Source organism: Halopenitus salinus (assembly GCF_055397165.1).
Window position 1 is genome coordinate 428,518 of record NZ_AP043853.1, and the last position, 14,558, is coordinate 443,075.

Annotated in this window: 15 protein-coding genes; 8 read left to right on the forward strand and 7 right to left on the reverse strand. The window is 67.9% G+C overall.

The window, feature by feature from the left end; genetic code table 11:
* Nucleotides 1-46 precede the first annotated feature (46 nt).
* A complete protein-coding gene (locus tag ACZ5YD_RS03905) occupies nucleotides 47-430 on the reverse strand; it encodes a DUF5658 family protein (RefSeq protein WP_379745507.1) in 384 nt (127 codons plus the stop codon).
* A gap of 127 nt (nucleotides 431-557) precedes the next feature.
* Between ACZ5YD_RS03905 and ACZ5YD_RS03910 the strand changes: the two genes are divergently transcribed.
* Both ACZ5YD_RS03910 and moaC read left to right on the forward strand, forming a co-directional pair.
* On the forward strand, nucleotides 558-2,081 hold the full coding sequence (locus ACZ5YD_RS03910) for an NAD(P)H-hydrate dehydratase (RefSeq protein ID WP_379745505.1): 1,524 nt from the start codon (nucleotides 558-560) through the stop codon (nucleotides 2,079-2,081).
* Complete coding sequence (gene moaC, locus ACZ5YD_RS03915; RefSeq protein ID WP_379745502.1) at nucleotides 2,074-2,580, forward strand: cyclic pyranopterin monophosphate synthase MoaC; 507 nt, start codon at nucleotides 2,074-2,076, stop codon at nucleotides 2,578-2,580. The genes ACZ5YD_RS03910 and moaC overlap by 8 nt, the downstream gene beginning before the upstream one ends.
* Nucleotides 2,581-2,592: 12 nt before the next feature.
* On the opposite strand, the gene fdhF is transcribed toward moaC, so the two are convergent.
* A complete protein-coding gene (fdhF, locus tag ACZ5YD_RS03920; protein ID WP_379745498.1) occupies nucleotides 2,593-4,749 on the reverse strand; it encodes a formate dehydrogenase subunit alpha in 2,157 nt (718 codons plus the stop codon).
* Between the two features lie 154 nt (nucleotides 4,750-4,903).
* Here fdhF and ACZ5YD_RS03925 point away from each other — a divergent pair, with 154 nt between their 5' ends.
* The 4 genes from ACZ5YD_RS03925 (at nucleotide 4,904) to hflX (ending at nucleotide 8,293) form a co-directional block, all read left to right on the forward strand.
* Complete coding sequence (locus ACZ5YD_RS03925; protein ID WP_379745495.1) at nucleotides 4,904-5,542, forward strand: hypothetical protein; 639 nt, start codon at nucleotides 4,904-4,906, stop codon at nucleotides 5,540-5,542.
* 121 nt (nucleotides 5,543-5,663) lie between these two features.
* Nucleotides 5,664-6,527 (forward strand): SMP-30/gluconolactonase/LRE family protein, encoded by an 864-nt coding sequence (locus ACZ5YD_RS03930; protein WP_379745492.1) that lies wholly within the window; start codon nucleotides 5,664-5,666, stop codon nucleotides 6,525-6,527.
* 108 nt (nucleotides 6,528-6,635) lie between these two features.
* The gene (locus tag ACZ5YD_RS03935) at nucleotides 6,636-6,953 is read left to right on the forward strand and encodes a DUF2209 family protein (RefSeq protein ID WP_464384461.1); all 318 of its coding nucleotides are present in this window, start codon (nucleotides 6,636-6,638) and stop codon (nucleotides 6,951-6,953) included.
* A complete protein-coding gene (hflX, locus tag ACZ5YD_RS03940; protein ID WP_379745489.1) occupies nucleotides 6,950-8,293 on the forward strand; it encodes a GTPase HflX in 1,344 nt (447 codons plus the stop codon). Before ACZ5YD_RS03935 ends, hflX begins: the two co-directional genes overlap by 4 nt.
* A 36-nt stretch (nucleotides 8,294-8,329) precedes the next feature.
* On the opposite strand, the gene ACZ5YD_RS03945 is transcribed toward hflX, so the two are convergent.
* Nucleotides 8,330-8,881, reverse strand: a complete 552-nt coding sequence (locus ACZ5YD_RS03945; RefSeq protein WP_379745486.1) for a hypothetical protein — start codon at nucleotides 8,879-8,881, stop codon at nucleotides 8,330-8,332.
* 2 nt (nucleotides 8,882-8,883) lie between these two features.
* Nucleotides 8,884-10,443: a uracil-xanthine permease family protein gene (locus ACZ5YD_RS03950; protein WP_379745483.1), complete on the reverse strand. Its 1,560-nt coding sequence runs from the start codon at nucleotides 10,441-10,443 to the stop codon at nucleotides 8,884-8,886.
* Between the two features lie 172 nt (nucleotides 10,444-10,615).
* Between ACZ5YD_RS03950 and ACZ5YD_RS03955 the strand changes: the two genes are divergently transcribed.
* Nucleotides 10,616-11,179, forward strand: a complete 564-nt coding sequence (locus tag ACZ5YD_RS03955; RefSeq protein WP_379745619.1) for a thioredoxin family protein — start codon at nucleotides 10,616-10,618, stop codon at nucleotides 11,177-11,179.
* A gap of 51 nt (nucleotides 11,180-11,230) precedes the next feature.
* Here ACZ5YD_RS03955 and ACZ5YD_RS03960 read toward each other — a convergent pair whose 3' ends face one another.
* From ACZ5YD_RS03960 to ACZ5YD_RS03970, 3 genes are all read right to left on the reverse strand, one after another.
* The gene (locus tag ACZ5YD_RS03960) at nucleotides 11,231-11,695 is read right to left on the reverse strand and encodes an RNA-binding protein (protein WP_379745480.1); all 465 of its coding nucleotides are present in this window, start codon (nucleotides 11,693-11,695) and stop codon (nucleotides 11,231-11,233) included.
* A gap of 113 nt (nucleotides 11,696-11,808) precedes the next feature.
* Nucleotides 11,809-12,024: a DUF1918 domain-containing protein gene (locus tag ACZ5YD_RS03965; protein WP_379745477.1), complete on the reverse strand. Its 216-nt coding sequence runs from the start codon at nucleotides 12,022-12,024 to the stop codon at nucleotides 11,809-11,811.
* A 92-nt stretch (nucleotides 12,025-12,116) separates the two neighbouring features.
* Entirely contained in the window at nucleotides 12,117-13,184 is a 1,068-nt protein-coding gene (locus ACZ5YD_RS03970) for a phytoene/squalene synthase family protein (protein WP_379745474.1), read from the reverse strand.
* Nucleotides 13,185-13,341: 157 nt separating this feature from the next.
* Between ACZ5YD_RS03970 and ACZ5YD_RS03975 the strand changes: the two genes are divergently transcribed.
* Entirely contained in the window at nucleotides 13,342-14,487 is a 1,146-nt protein-coding gene (locus ACZ5YD_RS03975; protein WP_379745471.1) for an acyl-CoA dehydrogenase family protein, read from the forward strand.
* The last annotated feature ends 71 nt before the right edge of the window (nucleotides 14,488-14,558 follow it).

Consider the following 14,558-nt stretch of genomic DNA (forward strand, 5'->3'; position numbering starts at 1 on the left):
GCGGTCGGACCGAACCGACGGCGGCCGGCAATCCAGGAAGTGGCCCTCAAAGCAGGCTACGACCGTGGACGATCACGGCGAGGTTGTTCGCGAACACGAACAGGCCGATCGCGAGCAGGATCCCGAGAAAGGCCTCGATCGCGCGCTTCAATCCACGCCGATACGGTTCCGGGGTCTCCCGGACGAGTTCGGCGAGACCGTAGAACAACACGGCGAGCAGCACGACGGCGAGCAGGTGAACCCCGACGAGAACGACGAGCGAACGCGAGAGCAGCCACGCCATGACCGGGTTCGACTCGTGTTCGATCCCCACCACGGCGACGGCGTAGATCGTGGTGAGCAGATCGAGGGTGATCAAAACGAACAGGGTCGCGCCCGTCCATCCCCAGAACTCGCGGATCCACGGCGATATCGGACGCGATGGTCCCATGATCCCTCTTCGCGAGGGCACCGGGGAAAAGATTGTGTGCGGAGCGGAGCAGCGGGGAACGGAGTGGTTGCGGACCGGAGGGTGGACACCCCACGTTTAATTCGGATGCCGCCGAAGCGAACCCTGAATGATCACCGCACAGCGAATGGCCTCGGTCGACGCCAACGCCGCCGCCCTCGGCGTCCCCCGCGCGAAGCTGATGGAGTCGGCGGGCAACGCCATCGCTCGCGAGATCCGTTCGATCGCCGATCCGGGATCGACCGTGACGCTCGTGTGCGGACGCGGAAACAACGGCGGCGACGCCCTCGTCGCCGCTCGCTTCCTGTCCGACTTCGAGGTTCGCGTGCGCCTGCTCGGCCGTCGCGAATCGGTCTCGACCGGGATCGCCCGCGAGAACTGGGATGCGCTTTCGGCCGCCGAGATCGACGCACGGGCGGTCGCCGCGCCGGCCGCCGAGCCCGCGTCGCTCGATCTCGAGGGATCGGACGTGATCGTCGACGCGATGCTCGGAACGGGCGTCACCGGCGCCGTGCGCGAGCCCGAGCGTACCGTGATCCGACGGATCAACGAGGTCGGCGGCGGTCGCGGATCGGATGCTGACGCGAGTACGAGCGGGTCCCACGCCGACGCGCGCGCGCCGACCGTCGTCGCCGTGGACGTCCCCTCCGGCGTCGACGCCGATACCGGCGAGGTCGAACCCGGTCCGGACGGCGAGCGTCTCGCGGTGGAGGCGGATCGCGTCGTCACGTTCCACGACGGCAAGCCCGGACTGGCAACTCTCGGCGTCCCCGTGACGGTCGCGGACATCGGGATCCCGGAGGCGGCGGAGCTGTTCACCGGGCCGGGCGACCTGCTCGCGCTCGGACGCGAGCCGGAGAGCCATAAGGGCGACCACGGCGAGGTGCTCGTGGTCGGCGGCGGTCCCTACACCGGCGCGCCGACGCTCGCCGCGCGATCCGCCCTACGTGCCGGCGCCGACCTCGTTCGGGTCGCCTGCCCCGAGTCGGTCGCCCGAGAGGTGCAGGGCTTCTCGGAGAACCTGATCGTTCACGGCTTCGCGGGCGAGACGCTGGCTCCGTCCCACCTCGATGGCATCTCCGAACTCGCCGAGGGCAGGGACGTCGTCGTCTTCGGACCGGGACTCGGCGACGCCGACGCGACCCTCGAGTTCGTCGAGCGCTTCCTCGGAGCCTACGACGGACGCGCCGTGGTCGACGCCGACGCGCTACAGGTCGTTCCCGAGGTCGAGACGGACGCGACGCTGGTGTGTACCCCACACCAGGGCGAACTCCGGAGGATGGGCGGGCCGAGCGCAGAGGACTGGCGCGAGCGTGCGGACCTCGTCCGGTCGTTCGCCGCCGACCTCGGACACGCCGTCCTCGTGAAGGGGGCCTACGACGTCATCACCGACGGCGAGGCCCTTCGCGTCAACCGAACCGGGAATCCCGGCATGACCGTCGGCGGGACCGGCGACGTGCTCGCCGGCGCGGTCGGCGCGCTCGCGTGTACCCAGTCGCCGCTTCAGGCCGCGGCGATCGGCGCCTACGCGAACGGTCGAGCGGGGGACTTGGTCGTCGACGAGCGGGGGTACGGACTGGTGGCGACGGACTTAATCGACCGGCTCCCGGAGGCCCTTCGTACCGATGAGTGAGGGCCCGGCGGACTCCGAGGCGACCGACGAGTTGACACACACGACAGATGACGGCGACGTCCAGATGGTCGACGTCGGGGACAAGCCGGACACGAAGCGGCGCGCGGTCGCTCGCGGCGAGATACGTCTCACCCCCTCGACGATCGAGGCGATCGAGGCCGACGCGATCGGGAAGGGCGACGTGCTCGCGACCGCCCGGATCGGAGCGGTCCAGGCGGTCAAACACACCTGGGAGACGATCCCGATGTGTCACCAGATACCGATCACGAACGTCGAGACGGACTTCGAGGTCGCGGGCGATCGGGTCACGCTCACCGTCGCCGTCGAGACGACCGGCAAGACGGGCTGTGAGATGGAGGCGCTGGAGGGCGTCACAACCGGCCTCAACGTCGTCTGGGACATGGTGAAGGCCGCGGAGAAGGACGACGACGGACAGTACCCCGACACGCGGATCGCCGGCGTCGAGGTCCGCGACAAGGAGAAAACGGCTGTTCAGTGACAGGCCAGCCGATCAGTCGTCGGCGGGTTCGGCGTCTTCCGCGTTCTCCTCGTTCGACCCGGGTCCGACGGCGACCTCGATCTCCGCGGCGGCCGCCTTGTACTCGGGGATCTTCGCCCGCTCGTCGAGCACGTCGTTCGTGAGGACGTTTCCGGAGGCGGCCGCGAAGTGCGGCGTCGTCCAGATGACGCCCTCCTTGATGTCCTCCGTCACCTGCGCTTTCACCTCGATCTCGCCGCGTCGGGAGGTGATCCGCACGTAGTCGCCGTCCTCGATCCCGTACCGCTCGGCGTCGTTCGGGTGGACGTCGACGAAGTTCTCCGGGTGTCGGTCGTTGAGCCGCGGGGAGCGCCGGCTCATCGTCCCCGTGTTGTAGTGCTCCTCCAGCCGCGCGGTCGTGAGGATCAGTGGGTACTCCTCGTCGGGCGTCTCCTTGGGCGGCTGGTGGCGGACGCCCTCGATCCGTCCGAGGCTGCTCTCGGTGTCGAAGGTGTCCGCGTACAGATAGGGGTCGCCCTCGTCGCCCTCCTCGTAGCAGGGCCAGTGGAGGCCCACCTCGCCGAGGCCGTCGTAGGTCATCCCGTGGTAGATCGGACAGACCTCCCGAAGCTCCTCGAAGACCGCCTCGGGGTCCTCGAAGTCGAATCCGGCGTCCTCGCCGAACAGGCGCGTGGCGACCTCCGAGACGATCTCCAGGTCGTGTCTCGTGTTCTCGTGGATCTTTCCGACCCCGCGCATCCGCTGGACGCGCCGGTCGGTGTTGGTGACGGTGCCGCCGCGTTCGGCCCAGGTCGTCGCCGGCAGGATCACGTCGGCGTACTCCGCGGTCTCGGTCATGAAGATGTCCTGGACGACCATGAAATCGAGTCGCTCGAGGCGTTCCGCGACGCGGTTGGCGTCCGGCTCGGACATCACGGGGTTTTCGCCCATGACGTATAGCCCGTGGACGGACTTTCCCGCCTCGTGGGAGATCTCGACGTTGGTGAGTCCCGGTTCGTCGGGGACCTCGAAGCCCCAGACGTCCTCGACGCTCTCGCGGGCCTCGTCGTCGTCGACGAGCTGGTAGCCGGGCAGGACGTTCGGCATCGCGCCGACGTCGGAGGTCCCCTGGACGTTGTTCTGGCCGCGAAGCGGGTTGACGCCGGTGCCCGGCCTGCCGAGGTTGCCGGTGACGAGCGCGAGGTTGATCTCGTTTTGGACGTTGTCGACGCCGCAGGTGTGCTGGCTCATCCCCATTCCGGTGAAGATGGCGGCGTTGTCCGCCCTCGCGTACTTCTCGGCCGCAAGCTCGATGTCCTCGAGGGGGACGCCGCACTCTTCGGCGGCGGCCTCCTTATCGAAGTCGGCGAGCGTCTCCGTCAGGTGGTCGAACCCCTCCGTGCGCTCCTCGATGAACGCCTCGTCGATCCAGCCTGCCTCGGGCTCCTCCTCGTGGCGCTCGAGGACGGTCTTGAGGACCACGTTGAGGAGCGGGATGTCCGTCCCTGGCTCCAGCTGGAGGTGCATGTGCCGGTCGGTCTCGTCGATCTCGAACGACCGGGTCGTCTTGTTCGCGTGTGGATCGACCTGGATGACGGTGGCGCCCTCAAGGACCGCCTGGCGGAAGTACTGGCTGTTGGCGATCGGGTGCTGCTCGCCGGGGTTGGCCCCCTGGATCCAGAAGACGTCGGTCTCCTCGGCCAGGTCGGCCATGCTGTTCGTCATCGCGCCCGTGCCGAGGCTCGTCCGCAGCGCGTAGACCGTCGAGGCGTGACACATCCGGGTGCAGTTGTCGACGTTGTTGGTGCCGTACCGCCGCGCGAGCTTCTGGAGGAGGTAGTTCTCCTCGTTCATCGTCTTCGAGGAGCCGTAAAACCCCATGGCGTCGGGGCCGTGTTCCTCGCGGATCCGCGAGAGCTCCTCGACGACACGTCCGAGCGCCTCCTCCCAGCTTGCCTCGCGGAACTCGCCGTCCTCCTTTATCAGCGGGTCGGTCAGCCGGTCCTCGTGGTTGACGACCTGCGTCGCCGCGCCGCCCTTGATGCAGATCCGTCCCTCGTTGACGGGGGCGTCACCCCACGGTCGGAACTGCACGTCGTCGCCGCCCGCCTCGCGGTCGATCGCGATCCCGCATCCGACGCCGCAGTACGGACAGATGGTCTTCGTCGGCTCCGCGTCCTCACTGGACATCCGAGGACCCCTCCGGGAACGAGTGCATATGCCCGAATCATCTCGCTCTCCGCGTATGAGTGTGTTGGTGATTGACGAAGACGTTGGTAGGTGGCGTGGGGGAGTCGAGCGGACCGGAACCGTTCTGCGTCCGGAGTTCGATCCTCCGACAGGGATGGTTCTCACGCCCGCGGACGTCGACGAACTGGCCGAGGAATATCGCGAGCGGGAGCCGTTCTATCCCGTCGAACGCGAACAGCAGGAGACCCTGCCGAGGGTCCTCCGGCGCGGTGAGTTCGGGAGACGGGACGCGGAGTGGGTCGTCCGGTGGTACTTCCGGCGGCACCTCGGGGAACAGTCGCACGCCGAGCGGCGGGTGATCGAGGAGCGGTTCGCCGACAACCCCTTCGGGGACGTCCTCGAGGCGATCACTGCGGCGGCAGAGGACGCGGTCACGAGCGACACCGGGGACGCGGACACGACCGCCCCCGGGGACGCGGATGATCGCGACCTCGAGGCGGCGATCGATCGGCTCACGGCCCTCGACGGCGTGGACGTCCCGGTCGCCACCGCGTTCCTCGCGTTCATGGATCCAGACGGATGCGTCGTCTGCGGCGCCCGCGAGTGGGAGGCGCTTCGGCAGGCCGGCTACCTCGATCGTTCCTATCCCGATCCTCCGACGGTCGAGGAATATCGCGAGTACCTGTCCGCATGTCTGTCGATCGCCGAGGGGACCGACCGCGATCCCTGGACGGTCCGGCGCGCGCTCTGGCGGCTCACGGCGGACGACCGCGACGCGCACGAAACGCGATGAAGGGAAGGACAAAACGGGAGAAGCAGGACCGCGATGGACGGGAGAGACAAAACCACGATGAACGGGACGTCGAGCGTGTGGACCCGCATGTATTATGCCGCCCCCGGTGATACGTGAGCGCATGCCAACGGACGCGACGGCGGTCGTCGACGGACGCTTCGAGATCGGAGAGGGACCGCTCTGGCACGTCGCCGACGAGCGCCTCTACTGGACGGACATTCCGGCGGGACACCTCCACCGGTACGATCCGGAAACCGGCGACGTAGAGCGGTTCTACGAGGGCGAGTCCGTCGGCGGGTTCACGATCCAGTCGGACGGGTCGCTGGCGTTGTTTCTGACCGAGGGCCACGTCGCGGTCCTTCGCAACGGTGATATGGAGACCGTGATCGACGGCATCGCCGGCGAGGAGGGGATGCGTTTCAACGACGTCATCGCGGACCCGCAGGGACGCGTCTTCGCAGGGACGATGGACATGGACGACTTCTCGGTCGGACGCCTCTACCGGATCGACCCCGACGGGACGATCACGGAGGTCGTCGAGTCGCTCGAGCTGCCGAACGGCATGGGGTTCACTCCGGATCGAAGCGGGCTGTACCTGACCGAATCGAACGCGAACGTTATCCACCGCTACGACTACGACGAGGAGACGGGCGAGATCTCCGACCCCGAGACGTTCGCCGAGCTTCCGGACGGGGAGGGCATGTACGACGGGCTCACGGTCGATTCGGAGGGACGCGTCTGGTCGGCGCTTTGGGAGGGAAACGCCGTCGTGCGACACGACGAGGACGGCGGGATCGCAGAGCGGTTCGAGATCCCGGCCGAGTTCGTGACAGCGCCCACCTTCGGCGGCGAGTCGCTCGCGGACATGTACGTGACGAGCGCCGCGATCGACGCCGATCCGGAGGACGAACACGCCGGCGCGCTGTTCCGCCTCGATCCCGGCGTCGATGGCACGCCGGAGTTCACCTCGGAGATCGAGCCGTGACGTCGATCGAGGTCGTGGAGACCGGCCGCCAACGGAGGTGACCGATCCATCCCCGAGATCGTCGGCGTCGACGTCAGCGGTCGCCACGAGGAGGACGGCGAGTACCAGATGGTCGCGGCGGCGGTCCACGCCCGGATCGATTCGACGCGGATCGTCTCGATCGAGGGGATGGGGCTCGCGAGCGTTCGCGAGGGGCCGACCCTCGATGCGGTCCTCGATCTCGTCGCGCGTGCGGTCGGGTCCCTCCCGGAGGTTCCGTCCGGACCGGTCGTCTCCGAGCGCGGCGAGTTCTACGAGGAGCCGGAGGGAACCGTCGGGCTACACTTCCAGGAGGAGTTTAAATACGTCGAGACCATAGGCGAACGCGAAACAGTGCAGGCAGCACACCACGCCGCGTACGCCGCTCGCGAGCTCCTTCGACGATGAGCGGCGAGCACGCGGACCGTCCGAACGGACGGGAGACGAACGCGAACCGACGCGCCGTCCTCGCGAAGCGCGTCGACGCCGGAACGGCCGACCTGGAGGAGATCGAACAGCTGGCCGCGGCGGCAGGCTACGAGATCGCCGGGCGGATCACACAGACCCGCGAGGAGGACGCGGCCTATCTCCTCGGCGAGGGGAAAGTCGAGGAGCTCGCCGAGCTCGTCTCGCGGACCGACGCGACCCACGTCGTCGTCGACAACGACATGGGTCCCTACCAGACGTTCAACGTGGGGAAGAAGCTCCCGGAGGGCGTCGAGGTCGTCGATCGGTTCACCCTCATCCTGGAGATCTTCGCCGAGCGGGCCCGGACACGGAAGGCGCAGCTACAGGTCGAACTGGCCGAACTCCGCTACGAGCTGCCGCGAGCGGAGGCGAAGGCGAGCCTCGCGAAACGCGACGAGCGCCCCGGGTTCATGGGTCTCGGCGAGTACGACGAGAGCGTCGAGCGCGACATCAAACGGCGGATCTCCGACATCCGCGAGGAGCTGTCGTCGATCGCGAAGACGGAGCGGGCCCGCCGCGAGGAACGTCGGGCCTCGGGGTTCGATCTCGTCGCGCTCGCGGGCTATACGAACGCCGGCAAGTCGACCCTGATGCGGCGGCTCGCCGCGGAACTCGACGTCGAGGAGAACGCGGACCGCCACCCGGACCTCGGGACGACGGCGGAGTCCGAGGACATGCTGTTTACGACGCTCGGAACCACCACCCGGCGGGCCGAACTCGACAGGCGGGACGTCCTCTTGACCGACACCGTCGGGTTCATCTCCGATCTCCCCCACTGGCTCGTCGAGTCCTTCGAGTCGACGCTCGATTCGGTCTATCGGGCCGACCTCGTGTTGCTCGTCGTCGACGCCAGCGAGCCGGTCCGGGAGATGCGCGAGAAGCTCGTGACCTGCCACGACACGCTCCACGAGCGCAACCGGGCGCCGATCTGCACCGTGTTCAACAAGGTCGACCGCCTGGATGAGGGCGAACTCGCCGAGAAGCGCTCGGCGCTGTCGACGCTGGCTCCGAACCCGATCGCCGTCTCCGCGACGGAGGGAACCGGGATCGACGCCCTCCGCGAGCGCGTCGAGGCGGAACTTCCGGACTGGGAGCGCGAGCGGCTCGTGTTGCCCATGACCGATGAGACCATGAGCGTGGTCTCGTGGATCCACGATCACGGCCACGTCGAGACGGAGTCGTACGCGGGCGATCAGGTCACCGTCGAGTTCGAGGCGAAGCCCGCCATCGTCTCGAAGGCGCGCTCGAAGGCGGGCGAGTTGACGCCCGTCGACGCGTGATCTGACGCCCGTCCGCGCGTGATCGACCCAACGGGGTCACAACTCCTCCGGAGACCGGGTCTCCGCGGGCGGTGAATCCCCGGAGGGCTCCTCCGTAGGTGAGGCCTCCTCCAACGCCTCCTCGACCGCCGACAGGAACGTCTCCGGCTCCTCGGGATACACCGAAAGCGGCTTCGCCCGCCCGTGAACGTGGATCCGGACGCGATCGCGTCGCCGCCAGGTGACGAGGAGGACCGCGGCCCCCGCGAGGACGAACGCGAACGCGCCGAGGAGGTGCCGGGAGACGGAGAGGAGACCGAACGCGACGATCCCGACGCCCATGACCAGCTGAAACCACGCGATCGATCGATGGGTGACCTCCGAGACCGTCGACGGATCGACGAGGATCGGATCGGTTCCCGCCGGGTCGACGACGATCCGACCGTCGCTCACCCGGAGGCTGCCACCGAGACGGCCGGCGTCGCGATGTTCGACGGAATCGGGCGAACCCGCGTCCGGCGAATCTGTATCCGATAAATCCTCGTCCGGCGAGTCCTCCTCCCACGAATCCCCTTCCGACGAATTCGCGTCGACGTCTCGTCCCGTCACCCTCACTCGGAGTACCGCTCGAGGGCGGTCTGGAACTCGTGTTCCTCCTCGGAGATCGCCTCCCACTGGTCGAGCCCGCGCTCCTCGCGGGTGCCCGGGATCGTGTTGTCGAGGATCAACGCGATGATGCCGCCGACGGCCATTCCGGTCGAGCCGATCACGAAGACGGTGTCGGCGACGATCTGGTTCCCGAGAACGGGGCCGATGACCGCGACACCGGCCATTCCCTCGCGGAAGCCCTGGATGCCGCCCGCCGCGTCGACCGCGCCGAAGTACGCCGGGATCGCGAGCCCGGCGAAGAGCGCGAGGCCGATCGTGAACACGTTGCGCTGGGAGTCGAGGTCGACGTACTTCAGGTTCGAGAGCCCGACCGCCGCGATCTGGCCGAACATCGCGATGAACAGGCCGCCGATGATGGGCTGTGGAATCGTCGCGATGAGCTGGCTGAACGGACCGAAGAAGCCGACGATCAACATCACGACCGCGCCCACCTGGACGACGTACCGGGAGGCGACGCCGGTGATGCCGATCGCGCCGATGTTCTCCGAGTAGGAGGTCGAGCCGTTGCCGGTGCCCATGATCCCGGCGAAGACGTTGCCGATCCCCTCCATGCCGATGCCGTGGTCGATGCGCTTTTTCGAGGGGGCCCCGACGCCGGCGAGGCGGGCGACGGCGAAGTAGTCGCCGTAGCTCTCGATCATCGAGGCGACGACGCCGGCGAACATGCCGACGATGAACGCGCCGGTGAACGAGGGGGTTCCCCACTGCAGCGGGGTGATCGACAACACCAGCGGCGCGTCCGCCGCGGTGGTCGGATCGACGAAGCCGACCTGCTCTGGCCCGTAGATCCCCGCGAGGGACAACACGAGGGCGAGGAGGTACGCCGCGATCACGCCGAGCAGGACCGGAAACAGCCGCGCGTAGCGGGTGTAGGACTCGAGGTACTGCGAGAAGACGACGATGGAGACGAGGGTGAACCCGAGCAACCACCAGTTCTGCTCGGTGGTGACGATCTGCGGGACGTTGAAGAGCGAGAGGCCGATCAACACGATCACCGGCGCGACGACGACCGGCGAGAGGTACCGCTTGATCCGGCCCATGAGCCCGGAGTAGCCGACGAGCACCTGGACCGCGGCGGCGGCGATGATCGCCCCCTGTAGCTCGCGCATCGCGAGTTCGAAGGGGCCGCCGACCGCCGCGACGATCGTGACCGCGGGCGCCAAAAGCGCGAAGGAGGCGCCCTGTACGAGCGGGTATCGGTTCCCGACCGTCGTCTGGAGCAGGGTCGCAACGCCGGAGACGACGAAGAACGTCCCGATGAGCGTCGTCGCCTGGGCGTCGCTCGCGCCCATCGCGTTGACGAGCACGAGCGGCACGGCGATGTTCGCGCCGACCATCGTCAGGTAGTGTTGGATCCCGAGGAAGAACGATTCCCCGGCCGGCGGGCGGTCCTCGATCCCGTACTCGACGAACGAGGCGGCCTCGCGCTCGCCGGCCCGGCCGCCCTCCGGCGTGGCGCTCGTCCCCCCGTCAGTCGTCGTGTCCGTGGTGTCTGCGCTCATTGGTGATCCCGCCCGCGGCCTGCGGGCGATTGACGGTGTGTGTCGCCAGAACACACATAAAGACGACGACTCGCGATCACCGCGTCCGCCGGCGATCCCCGACTCGGGGGCGTCGTGGAACGATCTCGACGCCACCCGGTCGCTTTTGCTCCTGGCGAGTCAACCGTCGGGCATGGTCGCCATGGAATCCGACTCCGAGCTGGCCCGCGGCGAGACGGTTCCCGACTTCGAACTCCCCGGCGTCGACGGGGGGACGTACTCGCTCGACTCCTTCGACGCGGAGGCGATCCTGCTCGTGTTCACCTGTAACCACTGTCCGTACGCGCAGGCGAAGTTCGACCTCCTCAACGAGCTCGCGGCCGACTACGACGAGGTCGCCGTCGTCGGAGTCAACCCCAACGACGCGGAGGAGTATCCGGACGACTCCTTCGATCGAATGCGCGAGCTCGTCGAGGACGGCACCATCGCCTACGACGCCTACCTGCGCGACGAGTCCGCCGCGGTCGCGGACGCCTACGGCGCGGTCTGTACGCCCGACCCGTTCCTGCTCTCCCACGAGGGCGACGCCTGGACGCTCGCGTACCACGGCCGCCTCGACGACGCGTTGAACCCCGACGCGGAACCGACGACGATCCACGTCCGCGACGCCATCGAGTCGGTGCTCGCGGGGGAGGACGTCGAGATTCCGGATCGGCCCTCCAGAGGCTGTTCGATCAAGTGGCCGGGCGATTCATAGGGCGGAGGCGGTGATCGGGCGGCAGGCCGACCGGCCGTCCCGATTCCGACGTCATCGCGTCTCGGCGTCGGTCGCGTCGCCCGAATCGGCGTCGTGTCGCGAGAGCAACTCCCGCGCGTTCTCCACCGCGGCCGACTTCTTGGCCGGGTAGGCCTCCACCTTCGCGCGTAGCGTGATGCCGGGGCCGAGCCGGACGTCACCGCGGAAGGCCGCCTGCTTGTCGAGCCGGCAGAAGAACGAACAGTTGTCGTCCACCCGATCGTCGAGCTCCTCGATCACGCGATCGAGATCGTCGAGCTCGCCGAACCGATCGAGGACGTGTCGCATGTCGTCGGCGTTCTCGACGCGCGCCGAGAGGACGACGATCCGGTCGCCGTGGTGGCCGACGCTCTCCGCGCGATCGATCGACGCGTCCTCCGGCAGAAACGTCTCGAGCGCCTGCCTGACGCGTTTCTCGTCCTCGGTGGCGTAGCTGAACGTGCGGAGGTCGACGTAGTGCAGCGGGACCCTGGCCATGCGGTTCGGTTTCCTCTCTGGGATCGGGGTTCGGTCGGCGTGCGGTTCGGCTCGTCGCGAGTTGATCGATTCGCCGGTCTCGTGCGGGCGGTCGCTCCGGATCGACCCGGCGGTTACTCGGCGTCGGCGTCCGCAGCGTCGACGTCGTCCTCGTCGGCCTCCTCCAACGCGTCCGCGGCGATGCCGGTCTCCTGGCCGTCCTCGAAGCTGATCGTGTAGGTGGCCTCGCCGAACATCGTCTCCATCTTCTGGGTCACCGTGCCGACCTCGCCGTCGTGTTCGCTGTGTTCGTCGCGGAACACGACGCGGTCGTCTTTCTCGAAGCTCATGTCCGTCGGTATCAACGGCGCAGGTAAAAGGACGCGGATCCGGACCGGTGGCTTGGGCGTCAGTTACACGATCGGGCGGCAGTCACCTCGGCCTACTCCGCGACGCCGGAGACGCGGTGGAACGGCTTTTTCGCGATCGTCTCGCGAAGCTCGGCGAGCGAGTCGCGGCCCGTCTCGCTGGCGGCCGACATCACGGCGAAGACCTCCTGTCTGGACACCTTCACGCCCGTCTCGGTGAGCGCGTCCTCGGGCTGCGATCGGAGCTCCCGCAGCGTCCCGACCGCGAGGAGGTACGGCACGCTCCAGGCGGCCATCGTGTTTCCGTGTTCGAGCGGCATCGTCTCGAGGTACGCCTGGGCATCGTCGAGGAACGAGTGTGCGTGTTCGGCGGTCCGGTCGACCACGCGAGCGGAGGACTCGCGGTTCTCCGGGTCGACGATCGCGTCCTGGTCGACGCCCTCGTCGTCGAGCCACTCCGCGGGGATGTAGACGTTGTTCTCCGCCTCGTAGTCGTCGTAGACGTCCTTCGAGACGTTCACGAGCTGGAGGAGCAACCCGAACTCCTCGGCGGTATCGTAGAGGCGACGGACCCGCTCGTCGTCGACGTCGGCGCGGGTCAACAGGTTCGTGATCAGGTTGCCGACCGTCCCGGCCGCGTAGTAACAGTACTGTTCGAGCTCCGCGCGGTCGTCGATCCGGAGGCCGCCGGCGTCGGCGTGCCGCTCGACGAACATCGCCATCCCGTCCACCATCTCGCGGACGGGCGGGACGATGGCCCGGCGAACGTCCTCGGGGAGGGACAGGAAGGTCGCGATGACCGTCGGCGAGCGGGCGACGACCTCCCAGTCCGCGTTCCGCTCCGACTCCTCCGGGATCCACTCGTCGACGGCGGCCCGGAACTCCTCGACCTCGGTTGAGTCCTCCGGGTCGAGGACCGCATCGTAGGTCGAAAGCAGCTCGGTCTGGGCCGCAGGCGGCACGTGTCCGGCGTCCTCGACCGTATCGGCGACCCGACAGAGCAGGTAGCCGAGACAGATGTGGCTCGACATCGGCTCGTCGAGCACGTCGACGGTCAACGCGAAGGTGCGGGAGACGCCCTGGACCGCCTCGTAGCACCACTCGAGGTCGGCCTCGCCGGTAGATGGATCACGTCCGCTCATTCAACTGTCCTCCTCTATGAAACGGAGGATAAAAAGTCTCGTGGGGTTGCTCGCCCGACTTCGCGGCTCCCAGACGCGGGACTATTCAACGAACTGTCAAGAAGGCGAACGCGCGGAAGCGCAAAACCACTAAGTCCCGGCTCGTCGATGGGTGGACATGGATCTGTCCCTTTCCGCGGAACAGCAGCGGATGCGGGAGGCCGTCTCGGAGTTCGTCGACGACGAGATCGTCCCGCGAGCGGCCGACATCGACGAGACGGACGAGTTCCCCGCCGACCTCGTCGATCGCATGGGCGAACTCGGGTTCCTCGGCATGCCGTTTCCCGAGGAGTACGACGGCGCCGGACTGGATTACCACGCCTACGCGCTGGCGCTCTGTGAGATCGCCCGTGGATCGGGCGGGCTCGCGACGGTGGTGGCCGCCCACACGAGTCTCGCCGGCAACGTGGTCTTCGAGTTCGCGGACGAGTCCGTCCGCGAGGAGTACCTCCCGCCGTTGAATCGCGGGGAGGACCTCGGCGCGTTCGCGCTCTCGGAGCCCGAGGCCGGCTCCGACGTTCCCGCGATGTCGACCACCGCGGAGCGCGACGGTGACGGCTACGTCATCGACGGGGGGAAGGTGTGGATCTCGAACGGCTCGGTGGCCGACTCGATCGTCGTCTTCGCGAAGACGGATCCCGACGCGGACCGGGAGGGCATCTCCACGTTCCTCGTGCGGCCGGATACGGACGAGGGGTTCCACGTCGAGGGAACTGAATCGAAGCTCGGCGACAAGGGCTGTCCGACGGCCGAGCTGCGCTTCGAGGACATGTACGTCCCCGAGGACCGACTGATCGGCGCGGAGGGGGAGGGATTCCGGCACGCCCTCAAAACGCTCAACGCGGGCCGGATCACGATCGCGGCCCGGTCAGTCGGGATCGCCCGCGCGGCGCTGGAGGACGCCCTCGAGTACTCGCAGGATCGCGAGCAGTTCGACCGACCGATCTCGGACTTCCAGGCCATCCAACACGAGCTCGCGGAGATGGACACGAAGGTGCAGGCGGCGAGGCTTCTCATGCACGAGGCCGCCGACCGCAAGGAGCGCGGCGAGTCGTACGTCAAGGCGGCCGCCCAGGCGAAGCTGTACGCCTCCGAGATCTCCCGGGAGGTCGCGAACGCGGGGATCCAGATCCACGGCGGCTACGGCTACACGACCGAGTTCCCGATGGAGCGATACTACCGCGACGCCAAGCTCAACGAGATCTACGAGGGGACCTCCGAGGTCCTGAAGAACACGATCGCCGGACGACTGCTCTCGGAGTGATCGCGACACCTGACGTGGATCGTTCGCGGCAGCTGAGGCGCCACCTGGCCGGGGTGACGCGTCCCCTCCGT

What these genes read in the sequence shown, in the direction of transcription:
- ACZ5YD_RS03905 (WP_379745507.1), bottom strand. Translation starts at nt 430, where the DNA reads ATGGGACCATCGCGTCCGATATCGCCGTGGATCCGCGAGTTCTGGGGA.
- ACZ5YD_RS03910 (WP_379745505.1), top strand. Translation starts at nt 558, where the DNA reads ATGATCACCGCACAGCGAATGGCCTCGGTCGACGCCAACGCCGCCGCC.
- moaC (WP_379745502.1), top strand. Translation starts at nt 2,074, where the DNA reads ATGAGTGAGGGCCCGGCGGACTCCGAGGCGACCGACGAGTTGACACAC.
- fdhF (WP_379745498.1), bottom strand. Translation starts at nt 4,749, where the DNA reads ATGTCCAGTGAGGACGCGGAGCCGACGAAGACCATCTGTCCGTACTGC.
- ACZ5YD_RS03925 (WP_379745495.1), top strand. Translation starts at nt 4,904, where the DNA reads ATGGTTCTCACGCCCGCGGACGTCGACGAACTGGCCGAGGAATATCGC.
- ACZ5YD_RS03930 (WP_379745492.1), top strand. Translation starts at nt 5,664, where the DNA reads ATGCCAACGGACGCGACGGCGGTCGTCGACGGACGCTTCGAGATCGGA.
- ACZ5YD_RS03935 (WP_464384461.1), top strand. Translation starts at nt 6,636, where the DNA reads ATGGTCGCGGCGGCGGTCCACGCCCGGATCGATTCGACGCGGATCGTC.
- hflX (WP_379745489.1), top strand. Translation starts at nt 6,950, where the DNA reads ATGAGCGGCGAGCACGCGGACCGTCCGAACGGACGGGAGACGAACGCG.
- ACZ5YD_RS03950 (WP_379745483.1), bottom strand. Translation starts at nt 10,443, where the DNA reads ATGAGCGCAGACACCACGGACACGACGACTGACGGGGGGACGAGCGCC.
- ACZ5YD_RS03955 (WP_379745619.1), top strand. Translation starts at nt 10,616, where the DNA reads ATGGTCGCCATGGAATCCGACTCCGAGCTGGCCCGCGGCGAGACGGTT.
- ACZ5YD_RS03960 (WP_379745480.1), bottom strand. Translation starts at nt 11,695, where the DNA reads ATGGCCAGGGTCCCGCTGCACTACGTCGACCTCCGCACGTTCAGCTAC.
- ACZ5YD_RS03965 (WP_379745477.1), bottom strand. Translation starts at nt 12,024, where the DNA reads ATGAGCTTCGAGAAAGACGACCGCGTCGTGTTCCGCGACGAACACAGC.
- ACZ5YD_RS03970 (WP_379745474.1), bottom strand. Translation starts at nt 13,184, where the DNA reads ATGAGCGGACGTGATCCATCTACCGGCGAGGCCGACCTCGAGTGGTGC.
- ACZ5YD_RS03975 (WP_379745471.1), top strand. Translation starts at nt 13,342, where the DNA reads ATGGATCTGTCCCTTTCCGCGGAACAGCAGCGGATGCGGGAGGCCGTC.